General features: G+C 67.6%; 16 protein-coding genes, 2 tRNA genes and 1 other RNA gene. 7 read left to right on the forward strand and 12 right to left on the reverse strand.

Features of this window, described 5'->3' with window-relative positions; translation table 11 throughout:
• Positions 1-64: 64 nt before the first annotated feature.
• The 4 genes from AZL_RS10115 to AZL_RS10130 all read right to left on the reverse strand — a co-directional run bounded on the left by AZL_RS10115 (position 65) and on the right by AZL_RS10130 (position 3700).
• Positions 65-149, reverse strand: a tRNA-Leu gene (locus AZL_RS10115).
• A gap of 137 nt (positions 150-286) precedes the next feature.
• Positions 287-1837, reverse strand: coding sequence for a malonyl-CoA decarboxylase (locus AZL_RS10120; RefSeq protein ID WP_012974529.1), 1551 nt, complete (start codon positions 1835-1837; stop codon positions 287-289).
• Positions 1838-1929: 92 nt separating this feature from the next.
• The gene (locus AZL_RS10125; RefSeq protein ID WP_012974530.1) at positions 1930-3417 is read right to left on the reverse strand and encodes a bifunctional ADP-dependent NAD(P)H-hydrate dehydratase/NAD(P)H-hydrate epimerase; all 1488 of its coding nucleotides are present in this window, start codon (positions 3415-3417) and stop codon (positions 1930-1932) included.
• A 207-nt stretch (positions 3418-3624) separates the two neighbouring features.
• Positions 3625-3700 (reverse strand) — tRNA-His (locus AZL_RS10130).
• Positions 3701-4068: 368 nt separating this feature from the next.
• Between AZL_RS10130 and AZL_RS10135 the strand changes: the two genes are divergently transcribed.
• Together AZL_RS10135 and glnA are read left to right on the forward strand one after the other, a co-directional pair.
• Entirely contained in the window at positions 4069-4407 is a 339-nt protein-coding gene (locus AZL_RS10135) for a P-II family nitrogen regulator (protein WP_012974531.1), read from the forward strand.
• A gap of 302 nt (positions 4408-4709) precedes the next feature.
• Positions 4710-6119 (forward strand): type I glutamate--ammonia ligase, encoded by a 1410-nt coding sequence (glnA, locus tag AZL_RS10140; protein WP_012974532.1) that lies wholly within the window; start codon positions 4710-4712, stop codon positions 6117-6119.
• Positions 6120-6331: 212 nt separating this feature from the next.
• On the opposite strand, the gene AZL_RS33365 is transcribed toward glnA, so the two are convergent.
• Both AZL_RS33365 and AZL_RS10150 read right to left on the reverse strand, forming a co-directional pair.
• Positions 6332-6796 carry a response regulator gene (locus AZL_RS33365; protein ID WP_052293657.1) on the reverse strand — a complete coding sequence of 155 codons (465 nt, stop codon included), beginning with the start codon at positions 6794-6796 and terminating at the stop codon, positions 6332-6334.
• Between the two features lie 312 nt (positions 6797-7108).
• The gene (locus tag AZL_RS10150; protein ID WP_042442938.1) at positions 7109-7402 is read right to left on the reverse strand and encodes a hypothetical protein; all 294 of its coding nucleotides are present in this window, start codon (positions 7400-7402) and stop codon (positions 7109-7111) included.
• A 199-nt stretch (positions 7403-7601) separates the two neighbouring features.
• Between AZL_RS10150 and AZL_RS10155 the strand changes: the two genes are divergently transcribed.
• Entirely contained in the window at positions 7602-7811 is a 210-nt protein-coding gene (locus tag AZL_RS10155) for a hypothetical protein (RefSeq protein ID WP_042442940.1), read from the forward strand.
• A gap of 60 nt (positions 7812-7871) precedes the next feature.
• Entirely contained in the window at positions 7872-8057 is a 186-nt protein-coding gene (locus AZL_RS10160; RefSeq protein ID WP_042442942.1) for a hypothetical protein, read from the forward strand.
• A 91-nt stretch (positions 8058-8148) separates the two neighbouring features.
• Here the strand turns inward: AZL_RS10160 and gatA are convergent, their stop codons facing one another.
• The 4 genes from gatA to AZL_RS10180 all read right to left on the reverse strand — a co-directional run bounded on the left by gatA (position 8149) and on the right by AZL_RS10180 (position 11012).
• Complete coding sequence (gatA, locus tag AZL_RS10165) at positions 8149-9630, reverse strand: Asp-tRNA(Asn)/Glu-tRNA(Gln) amidotransferase subunit GatA (protein ID WP_012974535.1); 1482 nt, start codon at positions 9628-9630, stop codon at positions 8149-8151.
• Entirely contained in the window at positions 9630-9917 is a 288-nt protein-coding gene (gatC, locus tag AZL_RS10170) for an Asp-tRNA(Asn)/Glu-tRNA(Gln) amidotransferase subunit GatC (RefSeq protein WP_012974536.1), read from the reverse strand. The genes gatA and gatC overlap by 1 nt, the downstream gene beginning before the upstream one ends.
• Positions 9918-10005: 88 nt before the next feature.
• The gene (locus AZL_RS10175) at positions 10006-10332 is read right to left on the reverse strand and encodes a hypothetical protein (RefSeq protein WP_148219285.1); all 327 of its coding nucleotides are present in this window, start codon (positions 10330-10332) and stop codon (positions 10006-10008) included.
• Positions 10333-10469: 137 nt separating this feature from the next.
• Entirely contained in the window at positions 10470-11012 is a 543-nt protein-coding gene (locus AZL_RS10180) for a GNAT family N-acetyltransferase (protein ID WP_042442944.1), read from the reverse strand.
• 76 nt (positions 11013-11088) lie between these two features.
• Between AZL_RS10180 and ruvX the strand changes: the two genes are divergently transcribed.
• Positions 11089-11625 (forward strand): Holliday junction resolvase RuvX, encoded by a 537-nt coding sequence (gene ruvX / locus AZL_RS10185; RefSeq protein ID WP_012974539.1) that lies wholly within the window; start codon positions 11089-11091, stop codon positions 11623-11625.
• A 42-nt stretch (positions 11626-11667) separates the two neighbouring features.
• On the opposite strand, the gene AZL_RS10190 is transcribed toward ruvX, so the two are convergent.
• Both AZL_RS10190 and thyX read right to left on the reverse strand, forming a co-directional pair.
• Positions 11668-13563 carry a tetratricopeptide repeat protein gene (locus AZL_RS10190; protein ID WP_148219286.1) on the reverse strand — a complete coding sequence of 632 codons (1896 nt, stop codon included), beginning with the start codon at positions 13561-13563 and terminating at the stop codon, positions 11668-11670.
• Positions 13564-13609: 46 nt separating this feature from the next.
• On the reverse strand, positions 13610-14548 hold the full coding sequence (gene thyX, locus AZL_RS10195) for an FAD-dependent thymidylate synthase (RefSeq protein ID WP_012974541.1): 939 nt from the start codon (positions 14546-14548) through the stop codon (positions 13610-13612).
• 116 nt (positions 14549-14664) lie between these two features.
• Between thyX and ssrA the strand changes: the two genes are divergently transcribed.
• Positions 14665-15025, forward strand: a transfer-messenger RNA (tmRNA) gene (gene ssrA, locus AZL_RS33850).
• 76 nt (positions 15026-15101) lie between these two features.
• Complete coding sequence (locus AZL_RS10200) at positions 15102-15599, forward strand: SspB family protein (RefSeq protein WP_012974542.1); 498 nt, start codon at positions 15102-15104, stop codon at positions 15597-15599.
• Positions 15600-15639: the final 40 nt, after the last annotated feature.

Here is a 15639-nt window from a genome sequence, read left to right on the forward strand (position 1 = left end):
GGCCCGGCGGCGCCCGTCCGGGCGGCCCGAATCCGTGTTGTCCATGCGGTCCAAGGTGTTGCCATGGTGCGGGCGAAGGGACTTGAACCCATACGACCGAAGTCACTGGAACCTAAATCCAGCGCGTCTACCAATTCCGCCACGCCCGCGTTCATGGCAAAGGCAGCCGCGACGGGTGCGCAAACACCCGCCGGACCGCCGGCGAAGTCCGGTCTATAGCACAGCGCGCCGGAAGCAAACAGGCAAAATGGACCGATCCGAGAGAGTGAGGCCCCGTCTCTTCGCGTCAGCCGCCGGCCTTTCCCCCCGCCCTGTCCAGGGAGCGCACGGCGGACGAGGTGACGATGCGCCCCTCGCCGGTGTAGGCCTCGTGGTTGGCGTCGATCTCGCCCAGCCGGTAGCGGTAGTTGATCATCATGCCCAGCGACTGCGCCAACCCCTTGGCCGAGCGGTCGGCCAGCCAGTTCAGCCGCTCCATGCGGGCGCCGTTGGTCAGGTGGAAATGCGCCACCGGATCCAGCGCCCTGGCGCGGGCATGCCCCCTCGCCTCCTGCACAATGGTCAGGTAATGGACGCACATCCGCGTCAGCGGGCCGCGCAGGCGCTTCTGCATCTCGTCATCCGCCGCCCAGCCGGGCCGGGCGAGGGCACGGGCGAGCAGCGGCGACTCGTCATCGACGGCGCCGCCGCGGCCGTCCCCGGCCGGCGCGTCGCCATCGTCGGCCCGCTCCAGCTCGCCCAGCCGTTCGGCGATGCGCTCCGCCTCGGTGTTGGTCAGCAGGGCGTCGCCGTCGCGCTCCAGAATCCGCTCGAACCAGCGGCGGAATCCCGGAATCGGCGACAGGGTGGCATAGCACTTGATGTTGGGAAACTCGGTCGCCAGCCCGTCGACCACCCGCTTGATCAGGAAATTGCCGAAACTGATGCCGGCAAGCCCGACCTGCGCGTTGGAGATCGAATAGAAGATGGCGCTGTCGGCGCTCTTCGGGTCGCAGACCGGCGCCGTCGGATCGAGCAGGGCCTGGACGTTGTCCGACATGCCCTGGACCAGCGCCACCTCGACGAAGATCAGCGGCTCGTGCGGCATGCGCGGATGGAAGAAGGCGAAGCAGCGGCGATCGGAATCGAGCCGATCCTTCAGATCCTGCCAGCCGCGGATCTCATGGACCGCCTCATATTTGATCAGCTTCTCCAGCAGCGAGGCCGGGCTGTCCCAGGTGATGCGGTGCATCTCCAGAAAGCCGACGTCGAACCAGGCGCGCAGCAGATTCTTCAGATCGTCTTCCAGCGCCTGAAGCAACGGCTCGCCCCGCGCCATCTCCATCAGCTCGGCGCGCAGGTCGACCAGGAACTTCACCCCCTCCGGCAAGGCGTTGAACTGGGTCAGCAGCCGCAGGCGCGGCGGCTCCAGCGCCCGGCGCAGCGCCCGTTCGGCATGGCCGCGCGCCACCGGGTCGGCCGCCGCCTGGAAGGTCGCCATGGCGTCCATCACCGCGTCGCGGTCGACGTCGAAGTCGCGCGCGAGCATCATAAGGAAATTGCGCCGTCCCTGCGGCTCCAGGGCGAGATAGGTGCGGCCGAGCTGGGCGGCGCGGGCGCGGGCCGACACCTCGCCGCCACGCGAATCCAGGCAGGCCTCGATCTGCCCCTTCAGACGCTCGGCGTCCTCCTTGGGCAGATGGGTGCGCGGCGGCGCGCCGACGGCGCCACGGGCCGACGCGGCGATCTCGCGCCAGCGGCTGCGCAGATTGTCCAGCGCGCGGTCGAGGAAGGTCGGCTGCGCCGCCGGGACGGGCGGCACGGGATCCGGGATGAGGGTATCGGGGGCATCGCTCATACCCCGGAGTCTGGTCCTGCCAGGCCGGTCCCGCAAGGGGGCGCGCGGACGCGACCGTCAGCGGTACCGCCGACGCCCCCCTTGCCAGGGCGTCAACCCTGCGTCCTCAGCGCCTTCAGCACGCCGGGCAGCGCCCCGGCCAGATCGTCCGAGATCAGGCCGGGGCCGAGGGCGCGTCCGGCCTCGCCATGCAGCCAGACCGCCGTGCAGGCGGCCTCGAACCCGTCCATCCCCTGCGCCAGCAGGCCGAGGGCGATGCCGGCCAGCATGTCGCCGGAACCGGCGGTCGCCAGATCGGGCGGCGCGTTCATGTTGACCACCGCCCGGCCGTCGGGGGCGGCGACCACGGTGTCGGCGCCCTTCAGCACGACGACCGCGCCCGACCGCGCGGCGGCGGCCCGCACCCGCGACAGCTTGTCGCCATCCATGCCGACCGAATCGCCGAACAGCCGGGCGAACTCCCCCTCATGCGGGGTGAGGACGCAACGCCTGTCGAGCAGGTCGAACAGCTCGTCGGCCGACTCGGCGAAGCTGGTCAGCGCATCGGCATCGAGCACGCAGGCCCGGCGGGCGTCCGAAACACCGGTCCGGCGGCCGTCCAGCACCGTCATCACGGCGCTTCGCGTCGGCGCGCCCCGCCCCGCCCCCGGCCCGATCAGCACGGCGTTCCGGCGCGGATCCGCGAGCAGCCGGGCGAAGGCGCCCTCATCCTCCAGCGGATCGACGATCACGCTGGCGCAGCCGGCGGCATAGACGGGAAAAGCCTCCGGCGGACAGGCGATGGTGACCAGGCCGGCCCCCGCCCGCAGCGCCGCGACCGAGGCCAGACGCGCCGCCCCGGTCATCCGCGCCCCGCCCAGCACCAGCGCATGGCCGCGCGCGTATTTGTGGCCGTCCAGCGCCGGCCAGGGGAAACGGTGGCGCCACAGCGACGGCTCGTTGACCGCGGTCTGCGGCGCGATGGTGTCCAGCACCCGCTCGGGAATGCCGATGTCGGCCACCACCACCTCGCCGCACAGGCTGCGGCCCGGCAACAGGACATGGCCGGGTTTGCGGCGGAAGAAGGTGACGGTCAGCGCCGCCTGGGGAGCGGCGCCCAGCACCCGGCCGCTGTCGCCATGCAGGCCGCTCGGCACATCGACGGCGACGACGGTGCGCCCCTCCATCGCCTCGACGATGGAGCGGGCGAGGCCGTCGAGCGGCCGGGACAGGCCGGCGCCGAACAGGGCGTCGATCACCAGGGGATTGCCGCGCAGGATGTAGGGATCGGCCGCCTCGATCGGGCCGGGCCAGCGCTCGGCCGCGATCGCGGCGGCGCCGGTCAGGGCGGAGCGGCTGCCGAGCAGGGCCAGCCGCACCGGCCAGCCGGCCTCCAGCAGCAGCCGGGCGATGACGAAACCATCGCCGCCATTGTTGCCGGGACCGCACAGCACGGCGGTGGGGTGCGGCGCCCAGCGCTCGCACACCGCGCGGACCACCGCGGCGCCGGCCGCCTCCATCAGGGCGGAGCCGGGCACGCCGGCGGCGATGGCCAGCTGGTCGGCCCGATACATCTCCGCGACGGACAGAAGCTCATCCATCCCCCACTCCCCCCGATCCCGGCCTGTCCTGCCATTTTTATGAGCGGGCGAAGAGGCGAACGCCCACTCTACCCGTAGGCGGTCCCCTCACCCGAAGCAAACAATGCGGACAAAAACGATACGGACAAGCATAAACGTCCGCGAAACGGCGGGCCAGCCGTGCGGACGTTTATAAAACCGGAATTTTCCAAGACGCCAGGAAGAAGATGGGGCGATGGATGGGACTCGAACCCACGACCGCTCGGACCACAACCGAGAGCTCTACCAACTGAGCTACCACCGCCGCCGTCAGCGTTTCCGCCGTCGGGAGCCGCGTTATGCTCCACCCCGGCTTTGCGGTCAAGCGCCTTTTTCGCGAAAAGTGAAAAAACGTCTTTCGAGGGTGGAGGACACCTCTTTCGCCCGGCCGGAGAGGCCGAATTGGCCTGCGCGACGCGGGGTGCTTGCGCCATATGCACAAATATTGTTCACTTCGCCGAATCCTTCGGCAGCGCCCTGCCCCATCGGACGGCATCGGGCCGTCTTATGGCCAGCGTCGATGCCGCCGGACCGGATCGGCCGAATGTGGCACGCTCCATGCTTACCGTCGTCGCTGTCGGCAGTGCCGTGGACGGTGCCTGCCGGCGTTGGCACCTCGTACACGAGAGACCCATGAAGAAGATCGAAGCCATCATCAAGCCGTTCAAGCTCGACGAGGTGAAGGAGGCCCTTCACGAAGTCGGGATCAAGGGGATCACCGTTACCGAAGCCAAGGGCTTCGGCCGTCAGAAGGGCCACACCGAGCTTTACCGCGGCGCGGAATATGTCGTGGACTTCCTGCCGAAGGTGAAGATCGAGGTGGTGATGGAAGACTCCCTGGTGGAACGGGCGATCGAGGCGATCCAGCAGGCCGCCCATACCGGCCGCATCGGCGACGGCAAGATCTTCGTCACGCCCGTGGAGGAGGTGGTCCGCATCCGCACCGGGGAGAAGGGCGCCGACGCGATCTGATCGCGTCCCGTCCGAACCCTTCCGGCAGGTTCTCCGCGACCGGCCCCCTTCCGACCAGCATCCGCCAACATGCGCCCATTTCCCCATCCCCTTCCGCCGGCCCCGGCCGCGGCGTCCGTCAAGCGGCACAAGGCCGCGCATGGCGGCCGTGCGACTTTTTGGGTTGGCGCGTTGTGCGGGGAGAAAAGGCGTGAGATAACGTCCGCCGCGAGCGCCGCCCACCGCCGCCGCAGCCCCGAAGGGGCCTGGGCAGCGGCTTGACGCAGCGGGATCCAACCCTCTTAAAGCGTGGAAAAAGAGACATGTCCGACATCAGCAAGGTCTTCGACCTGATCAAGGAACACGACGTCAAGTACGTGGACCTGCGCTTCACCGACCCGCGCGGCAAGCTGCACCACACCGCTCAGCACGTCTCGACCATCGATGAAGACGTGTTCGAAGACGGCATCATGTTCGACGGTTCCTCGATCGCCGGCTGGAAGGGCATCGAAGAGTCGGACATGATCCTGAACCTGGACCCGACGACGGCCGTGATGGATCCGTTCGCCGCCCAGCCGACGCTGAACATCCTGTGCGACGTCTATGATCCGGGCACCGGCGGCGCCTATGCCCGCTGCCCGCGCGGCATCGCCAAGGCCGCCGAGAAGTACACCGCGTCGGCCGGCATCGGCGACACCGTCTTCTTCGGTCCGGAAGCCGAGTTCTTCGTGTTCGACGACGTCAAGTATTCCGTCGACATGAACAAGGTGTCCTACGAGTTCGCCTCGGACGAGGGCGCCTACGCCTCGGGCAAGGATTACGAGGACGGCAACCTGGGCCACCGTCCGGGCACCAAGGGCGGCTATTTCCCGGTCGCTCCGGTCGACAGCTGCAACGACCTGCGCGCCGAGATGCTGAGCGTCCTGGCCGAGATGGGCGTTCCGGTCGAGAAGCACCACCACGAGGTGGCCGCCGCCCAGCATGAGCTGGGCATCAAGTTCGACACGCTGGTCCGCACCGCGGACAACATGCAGTACTACAAGTACGTCGTGCACAACGTCGCGCATGCCTATGGCAAGACCGCGACCTTCATGCCGAAGCCGGTGTTCGGCGACAACGGCTCGGGCATGCACTGCCACCAGTCGATCTGGAAGGACGGCCAGCCGCTGTTCGCCGGCAACCAGTATGCCGACCTGTCGGAGCTGGCGCTGTACTACATCGGCGGCATCATCAAGCACGCCAAGGCGCTGAACGCCTTCACCAACCCGTCGACCAACAGCTACAAGCGCCTGGTCCCGGGCTATGAGGCCCCGGTTCTGCTGGCCTATTCGGCCCGCAACCGTTCGGCGTCCTGCCGCATCCCGTATGTCGCCTCGCCGAAGGGCAAGCGCGTCGAGGTCCGCTTCCCGGATCCGTCGGCCAACCCGTACCTGGCCTTCGCCGCCATGCTGATGGCCGGCCTGGACGGCATCCAGAACAAGATCCATCCGGGCGACGCGATGGACAAGAACCTGTACGACCTGCCGCCGGAAGAGCTGGCCAAGGTCCCGACCGTCTGCGGCTCGCTGCGCGAGGCCCTGAACTCGCTCCGCGAGGACAACGAGTTCCTGAAGAAGGGCGACGTCTTCACCGCCGACATGATCGAGGGCTACATCGACCTCCGCACGGAAGAGATGATGGCCTTCGAGACCATGCCGCACCCGATCGAGTACAAGATGTATTACTCGGTCTGATTTAGTCCTTGGAAACACTGGGCGGTTCATCACTCCGGAAACGGAGTGGTGTGCCGGCCCGGTGCAGCCGGTCAAGAGGCTCCCTGGGAAACCGGGGGGCCTTTTTATTTGCCTATTCCGTCCTACGGTCCCGGAAGGGGCACAGGCCACGCTCGATATTTGAATTCACGCCGAAACAGCGAGATTCAAGATATTCGTAAATTCAGAGTGCCCTATCTCTGCGCCATCTCCCGCATTGCCAGCTTCGGCAACGTGCTGTTGCATGTCTTGGCAATCAGAGATACCAGCTTTTGCGGAACAATTGGCTTCACAAGATATCCATTTGCGCCAACCCTTATCGAGGCCATAACGAGCGTCTGCTCTGAGTGAGCCGTCAGCATGATGATAGGGGTATTCTTTTTCGCAAAAAGGGACGCGCACCCTCCCCGGACTTCTTTTGTGAATTGCAGACCGCTCATTCCATTCATGACGATATCACAAATGATGACATCGATATGGTTGGAAGCCAGACACCCCAACGCGGATTCGCCACTGGTCTCAAGAAATATTTCCGAAATTCCATAGGCAACAAGAATTTTTCTCACCAAATCCGCAGTGAATTTGCTGTCATCGACAACCATAGCGGTTAGAAGCTTATGATCGATCACTTGGATTTTGCCTTCCATATTCTCCTGCATTTTATGAAAATTCCAAAAATGCGGATTGTTAACCTCGATATTGATCGGCGGAAATCCTGCTCAATTAGGTGTAACCACAATATATTATTTTTTTCTAATGCCAAGAGTACATCGCTGATCCTCATGCAAAAACGAAGTCCATATGTTTGCTTCGCAATGATCGAAAAGACGACTTTCCAGCGAATGAGCGGGAGCTGTAGGGCAAGGACTCCGCGTGCCGCGGCAGCCGCCGGGAACACGACATCCGCGGATCGCACCGGTGATCTATGTTTCCCAAGGCATACGGCAATGACTGCCCCAACCGCCTTCGCATCATTCGAACGCCGACCCCGGTTCGCGCCGGGGGCGGTTTCCCTTTCTCGCAAGCTCGATCCAGACGCCGACATCGGGCGGAGCGCAGCCCGTCCGTTCCGCACAGTCCGCCTTCGCGCAAGCGCAGGCCGGAAACAGGCAGCCGTCGCCGTTCAGGTCGGTCGCCCGCACCGCAAGGTCATAGCGGACGCCGCGCATGATCGCCGGGCCGGCGCTGCTGTGGCGCTCGTAATGCTCGACGACGTGGCGCACGCGGGTGAGCAGGTCGCGCCGTTGATCACGCCCAGGGTCCATGCCTTCGCCCCCAATCGCCAAGACTGCCGACATCGACAGGGACGCCGGAAAGCAGCCTTCTGTTCCGCCATCCAAGCGCAGTACGGCGCATGGGCGAAGACATCGCGGCAACCATGCGCCGGTCCGGCTGTTGCCACGGCAGGGATCACGCCCGGTGATCATGATGGGTGATCCTGATCAGTGACCATGACGGGAGAGCATGATGGATCGCGATCGGCTGAACCACGTCGCCAAGGCGCTCGGCGATGTCCGCCTCTACGAGAAGCACCACACCGGTGAACTCGTCACCATGCGCCTGCGCGATTCGCTGGCCGACACTCCGGGCTATGACGCGGAGGAGGTGGAGAGGAAGCTGCTGGATCTGGCGCGAGTGGCGCTGGAGGCGGCCGACCAGCGGGGCGGATGGTGAGGAAGCGGCGGGTGGCCTGTTGACGGGGATGAAGCAAGCCACCGGAGGGAGACAGCCGCCATGCCCGAAGAAAAGACATCCGACCTGCCGCAAAGCGACCGCCCGGCGACCAAGCCGGTCCCGGTGAAGCCGGCGGTCGAGCCGATGAGCGACAAGGACGAAGCGCCGCCGGGCACGCCGGGGACCGGCGAGGCCATCGATCCGAAGACCGGCGAGAGTTATGTGCAGGGGATTGGCGGAGCGTGACAAGTGGGCGTCGGCGGCATGCCACGCCAACCGCGCAAACGAAAAGGGCCGGCTCCCACGAGCCGGCCCTTTCGGTGTCAGGTCACCCGCGTCACGCCACGAAGGGCGGCAGCGCGGTGACGTTGGCGGCCCTCTCGACGACCTGGCCGACGCGCAGCAGCGTCTCCTCGTCGAACGGGCGGCCGATCAGCTGAAGGCCGAGCGGCAGGCCATCGGCGCCGAGACCGGCCGGAACCGACATCGCCGGCAGGCCGGCGAGGTTGACCGGCACGGTGAAGACGTCGATCAGGTACATCTGCACCGGATCGTCCATCTTCTCGCCGATGGCGAAGGGCGTGCTGGGGGCGGTCGGCGTCAGGATGACGTCGCAGCTCTTGAACGCCTCGTCGAAGTCCTGCTTGATGCGCGTGCGCACCTGGCGGGCCTTGTTGTAATAGGCGTCGTAATAGCCGGCCGACAGCACATAGGTGCCGATCAGGATGCGGCGCCGCACCTCCGGGCCGAAGCCGGCGCCGCGGGTGTTCTCGTACATCTCCTTGAGGTTGCCGCCCTCGACCCGCAGGCCGTAGCGCACGCCGTCATAGCGCGCGAGGTTGGACGACGCCTCGGCCGGCGCGATGATGTAATAGGCGGCCAGCGCGTATTTGGTGTGCGGCAGGCTGATCTCGACCGGCTCGGCGCCGGCGTCCTTCAGCCAGGCGATGCCCTGGTCCCACAGCGCGGCGATCTCGGCCGACAGGCCCTCCGCCCGGTATTCCTTGGGAATGCCGACGCGCAGGCCGCGGATGTCGCCGGTCAGCGCGGCGCGGAAGTCCGGCACCGGCAGGTTGACCGAGGTCGAATCCTTCGGATCGAAACCGCACATCGAGCGCAGCATGATCGCCGCGTCCTCGACCGTGCGGGTCATCGGCCCGGCCTGATCCAGCGAGGAGGCGTAGGCGACGATGCCCCAGCGCGAGCAGCGGCCGTAGGTCGGCTTGATGCCGACGGTGCCGGTGTAGCCGGCCGGCTGGCGGATCGAACCGCCGGTGTCGGTCCCGGTGGCGCCCAATGCTGCGCGCGCGGCGATCACCGCGGCCGATCCGCCCGACGAACCGCCGGCGACGATCCTCCGGTCCCAGGCGCCCGGCGCGCCGGGGCTCCACGGGCTGACCGTCTCGCCCTGGTGGGCGGTGATGGTGGCGGAGCCCATGGCGAACTCGTCCAGGTTCACCTTGCCCAGCATGACGGCGCCGTCGCGCCACAGCTGTGAGGTCACCGTCGATTCATACTCCGGCTTGAAGCCGTCCAGGATGCGGCTGCCGGCGGTGGTGGCGACACCCTTGGTGCAGAACAGATCCTTCACCGCGATCGGCAGGCCGTCCATCGGCCCGGCCTCGCCCTTGGCGCGGCGCTCGTCGCTGGCCTTGGCCATCGCCAGGGCGGCGTCCGGGGTCTCGGTGATGAAGATGTTGAAGGGCCGCACGGCCTCGACCGCGCGCACATGCGCCTCGGCCAGTTCGACCGCGGTGAAGTCCTTCTTGGCGAGGCCGTCGAGGGCCCCGGCCATCGTCAGATGCGTGAGCGCCGTCATCACTCGACCACCTTGGGCACGACAAAGAAGCCTTCGGCCGTTTCCGGACCGTTCGACAGGACCTGCGCGGCGTATCCGCCGTCGGTGACCTCGTCCTTGCGGCGGCGCAGCTTCTGCGCGGCGACGCTGGTCATCGGCGGCACGTCCTTCGTGTCGACCTCGTTGAGCTGTTCCACGAAGGTCAGAATCCGGCTCAGTTCCCCGGCCAGGGATTCCAGTTCCTCGTCCGGCACCTTGATGCGGGCCAGATGCGCGATCTTGGCCACCGTGGCCTTGTCGAGCGACATGCCTCTACTCTCTTCCAAAACATTGGAAATCGGCCGCGAAGCTAGCACCCGCCGGCTTCATCCGCAACGATTGCGGCCATTCCGCCGTTCAGAAGGCGCCGTTGCCGCCCTTGGGGAAGCCGGCGGTCAGCGCCAGCGGGCAGCCGCAGGCCGGGCATTGCGTCCGCTGCAACACCTCGACCACCCGCGCATCCGGCAGGACGGCGCCGAGCGCGCTCTCCACCGCGGCGATCTGGCGCTTGTGGTCGGCGCTGGCGCCGCAGGCGGCGTCCAGCATGGCGCCGTAATCCGAACTGGACTGGGCGGTGATGGCCTGCGCCCCTCCCGCCGCGAACAGCCCGGCACCGCCGGAGACCAGCCCGGCCAAGCCGGCCAGCACCGCGCGCCGGTTCGCACCCGTCATCATCCCGCTCATCCGTCCGCTCCGTCGATCCACGGGCAACACCGCCCAGGAGGCAGCCGCCGCCTTCCAGGCCATCAACTATACGCCGCCCGCCGAAGCCCCGATCATTAAAAAGCGGACATCGTCCAAGCGGCCCATCAGGCGGCCCATCAGGCGGCGATGGGTGATGCCGCTTGCCGGCTGGCCCGGTCGATCCGCAGCTTGAACAGCGCGATCGGCTCGCCCCAGGGCGTCACCCGCGTCTCCAGCGCGATCGGCGCCATGCCGAGCTTGGCATAGAGCAGCAGGGCCGGGGTGTTGGTGTTGAAGCAATAGAGCGTCAGTTCGGGCAGATGATGATGGTCGAAGGCACGGTCGATCATCGTCCGCACCAGATATTCGGCGATGCCGCGACGGCGCAGCGCCGGATCGACGCTGACATTGCCGATGCTGGCGGTGCGCTCCTCCTCGAAGGTGGCGTAGTTGGCATAGCCGACCACCCGCTCCCGTCCGTCCTCGCGCAGGACGGCCACGGTGGGATCCCGGCGGATCGCCAGGGTCGCCCGCACCTGATCGGGGGTCAGCGGCCAGCTGGCGCGCGGGAACAGGAAATACAGCTCCTCCGCGCCGCGGGGGAACCCGCAGATCGTCGGGATGTCGGCGTCGGCCAGCGGCCGGTGCGACAGGGCGGATCCGGAAAGGGCGCTGCTCATACTTAGAAGTCTAAGCTTTTTCGCGGACAACTCAAGCGACCTTGCGGCCATGGGGCGGCGGCCCTATGGTCGGACGATGATCCATACCCTTGAAGATCTCGCGGCCCGGCTGGGCAGAAACCAACGCCTGCTTGGCCTCGACGTCGGCACCAAGACCGTCGGGCTGGCGGTCGCCGATCCCGGACTGATCGTCGCATCCCCCATCGGCACGCTGAAACGCACCAAATTCACCCAGGACGCGCGCGAGCTGGGCAAGACCATCCGCGATTACGGCATCGGCGGTCTGGTGGTCGGGCTGCCGCTGAACATGGACGGCAGCGAGGGACCGCGCGCCGAGTCGGTGCGCGCCTTCGCCAACAATCTGCTGGAGCGCTCCGACCTGCTGGGCTGGGAGGCGGAGATCGCCTTCTGGGACGAGCGGCTGTCGACCTCCGCCGTCGAGCGCTTCATGATCGGCGAGGCCGACATGACCCGCAAGCGGCGGGACGAGGTGGTCGACAAGATGGCCGCCGCCTACATCCTCCAGGGCGCGCTCGACATGCTGGCCAACCAGCGCCGCCTGGCCGCGGAGGCGGACGGGGACGGGGAGGGGATGGAAGACGGCCGGGACTGACGGCGGCCGGGACGGCCGGGCGCCGTCTCCATCAAGGCCGTCTCAGTCGAAGTTGAGCGCGAAGGACGCCCGCCCCTGCCCCGCCGCCGCGCGCTGCCACATGGCGCCGAAGGCGGCCTCCAACGCGCGGGTAAAGCGCACGCCGTCCAGCGCCGGCGAGGTGGCCAGACGGTCGCGCAACCGGCCGCGGATGCTCGCCAGCCCGTCCGGATCCGACACCAGGGCGGCGGCCATGGCGACATAGGCCTCCTCCCCCTCCACCGCCAGGGCCGGCAGCCCGGCGGAGGTCAGGTGGGTGACCGAATGGCGGGCGCAGAAGCGGTCGCCGCCCAGCGTCACCACCGGCACGCCCATCCACAACGCCTCCAGCGTCGTCAGCCCGCCCGAATAGGGAAAGGGATCGAGCGCGACGTCGATCTCGCCATAGGTCGCCAGGAATTCGGCGTGCGGTGCGGCGCCGCGCAGCTCGATGCGCGCGGGGTCGGCGCCGGCCGCCTCGAACAGGGCCAGCGTACGCGCCCGCAGGGCGGGATCGTCCAGACCCGGCGTGCGCAGCAGCAGCCGCGCCCCCGGCACGGCGGCGAGCAGCCGGCTCCACAGCGCGGCGACCGGCGCGTTCAGCTTCGGCAAGGCGTTCAGGCACCCGAAGGTCGGGGCGCCACGCGCGATCATCGGCAGCGGCGCCACCGCCGGGGCATCGGCCGGCGGCACCCAGGGCACATAGGCGTCGGGCATGCGGACGATGCCCTCGATGGCCCAGCCGTCGGCCCCCTCCGGGCTCTGCCTGGGGTCGGAAATCAGATAGTCCATCGCCGGCAGGCCGGTGGTGCCGACATAGCCGGCCCAGGTCACCTGCACCGGGGCCGCCCGCCGGGCGAAGACGCCCAGCCGGTTGCCCAACGTGTGACCGGCGAGATCGACCAGGATATGGATGCCGTCGGCGCGGATGCGCTCCAGCAGCGCGGCGTCGTCCAGGCCGGCGCAATCGACCCAGCCGTCGGCAAGCCCGCGCAGCCGCGCCGTCACCGCATCCGGGTTGGCGGTGTTGGAATAGCAGATCGCCTCGATGCCGCCGCGATCATGGGCGGCCAGCACCGGCTCCAGGAAATACCCCACCGGATGGGCGCGGAAATCGGCGGAGACATAGCCGACGCGCAGCCGGGGCGACGGCGCCGCGACGGGAGCGGCCGGACGATCGGGATAGCGGGCGCCCCAATCGGCATGCGCCTGGGCGATCCGCGGCATGGCCGGCGCCGGATCATACTGCATCAGGAAAAGCCGGGCGCTGTGCAGCGAATCGGCGCCGGGCGACAGCCGCAGGGCGCGATCGAGCGCCGCGAGCGCCTCGCCGATGCGCGCCTGGGGGGCGAGCGACAGGCCGGCGCGGTTGGCCCACAGCTCCACCCGCGACGGCTCCAGGCACAGGCCGGCGCGAAAGGCGCGGTCGGCCTCGTCCGGCCGGTTCATTTCGGCCAGGGCGTTGCCGGTGTTGTAGAACGGAATCCAGCTGTCCGGCTGAAGGATCGCGGCGCGGCGATTGAGCCCGATGGAGTCGGCGCGGCGGGCCTGGGCCCGCAGCAGATTGCCGGCATTCACCAGCGCGGCCAGCGTGGCGGGGGCGAGCGCCAGGGCGCGGCGGTAACAGCCCTCCGCCAGATCGGCGCGGCCGCCCTTGGCCAGCGTCTCCGCCATCACCAGCAGCCCGTCCATCGCCATGGCAAGCCCGCCGTCGAGGTTAAGCGCCCCGGCATAGGCCTGCGCCGCCCCCAGCGGGTCGCCCCGGCTTTCCAGCACCAGCCCGTAATTGGCCCACCAGACGGCCACGCCGGGCCGGGCGGTGATGGCTCGGGCGAGAAGGTCCCCCGCCTCGGCCCAGCGGCCGGCCTGCGCGGCGATCAGGCCCTGGCGATAGGTGCTTTCGGCCTGATCCGGCGTCATCGGCGTCATTCCTGCTTGTTGGGGGCCGCCTTAATTCGGACCCGCCTTATTCGGGGCGGCCGAGCTGGTCCATCAGTTCGCGCCATTCGCGCTTGGACAGGCCGCTGGCCTCCTGGGTCACCGGCTCGCCGGCCAGCAGGCGCTTCACCACGTCCAGCCCGGTGCGCGACAGATGGGCGCCGCCCATGCGGTATTCGCTGAAGGACTCGTAGACCGCCGGAACCCAGCGCTTCACCACGTCCAGCATCGCCTCGGCATAGACGCGGATCTCATACTGGGCATGGCTGTCGGCGCGCAGCGACAGGAAATGGAGAAGGTTGTGGAGATCGACCTTCCAGTACCACTGCGTGTAGTAGTTCAGCGACAGGTTCATCCGCGCCAGTTCACGCGCCAGACCCTGGCGGGACGGGTCGATGACCGTGCCGTCCTCGCGCTGGTTCAGCATCTCCTCGTAATGGCCGTAGGCGCGTTCGGAATCCTCGCGCAGCAGCCGCATGACGCTGGCGGCCTCCTCGCCCTCCAGCACGTCGCCGCGGCCCTGGCGGTTGACCACGGCCTGGGCGCCAAGCTGCTCCGGCGCCGGCACGTAGAACTCGCGGTCGAGGATGGAGTAGCGCGCCGAATATTCGTTCACGTTCGCGGTGCGGTGGCGGATCCACTGGCGGGCGACGAAGATCGGCAGCTTCACATGGAACTTGATCTCGCACATCTCGAACGGGGTCGAGTGGCGGTGGCGCATCAGATACTTGATGAGGCCGGAATCCTCGCTGACCTTCTTGGTGCCCTTGCCATAGGACACGCGCGCCGCCTGCACGACCGCCGCATCGTCGCCCATATAGTCGATGACGCGGACGAAGCCGTGGTCCAGCACCTCCAGCGGCTGATAGAGGATATCCTCCAGGGCCGGGACGGTGGCGCGGCGGGTGGTGGCGGTGACGGCGCGCAGGCGATCGATTTCGTCGCGCTGCTCGGGCGTGATCGGCATGGTGACTCCGGGGTTACGATGCCGGCTGTCTTATCAGACCGCGCGCGGATCGGGAACGATGAACGCACGGCGTCGCCCGCGTCACCGCAACGCATTCGGGCGATCGCCTCACGCTCCCCCTTCCCTTGCCGGGCGGGAGTGCCTATATTCGCCACGTCGGTTCGCCGACTATGGCGATAAACGCCTTGTGGAATAAGCGTTGTGGACCCGGGGGCGGTACCCGGCGCCTCCACCAACCAAACACCGGACTCGTTGACCGGGGTCGTTGGGGGCGAAACAGGATCGACACGCGTGGTAAAGGCATGGTTTTCGCTCGGCATGGTTCCGCCGTTATCGGGCCGTTGCAATAGTTGCCAACGACAACGTTGCTCAGGCTCGCCTCGCTGCCTAACGGCGGCTGGTAGCCTAAACCTAATCCCCGCGGGTTAGCGCCCAAGGGTGGGGCCGTGGGCCGCCTAGCAACAGAAGGCCCACACCTCTTTTCCCAGCGATCCCCCCGGCCCGCCCGGAGACAGGACGCTGGCCGACGTGTAATCCAGGGACCCGTCCAAGCATGCCCAAAGAGCAGCTCCGCTATGACCGCATGGTCGAGACCGCGTTGCGCGGCGTTGTCCGCGACGCGCTGACCGAGGTTGCCGAGCGCGGCTTGCCGGGCAATCACCATTTCTACCTGACCTTCCGCACCGGCTACCCTGGTGTCGATATCCCGGACTATCTGGCGGGCCAGTATCCGAACGAGATGACCATCGTCCTCCAGTTCCAGTATTACGGCCTGGACGTGACGGACGATCATTTCGAGGTGACGCTGAGCTTCAACAACGTGCATGAGCGTCTGGTGATCCCGTTCGGCGCCATCACCACCTTCGCCGACCCGTCGGTGAATTTCGCCCTGCAATTCCAGCCGCTGGCCGCCACCGAGTCGGCGGAGGTCGCGACCATGCCGCCCCGTGCCGCCGCCGAGCGCGTCGAGGAAAAGGTGGAGGAAGCCGCGCCGGCCGAGGAGCCGAAGCGCGGCGAGGTCGTGGCGCTGGACGCCTTCCGCAAGAAATAACCGTCCCAAGAAATAACCGTCCCAAGAAATAACCGTCCAA

The organism is Azospirillum sp. B510, assembly GCF_000010725.1.
GTDB classification, from domain to species: domain Bacteria; phylum Pseudomonadota; class Alphaproteobacteria; order Azospirillales; family Azospirillaceae; genus Azospirillum; species Azospirillum lipoferum_B.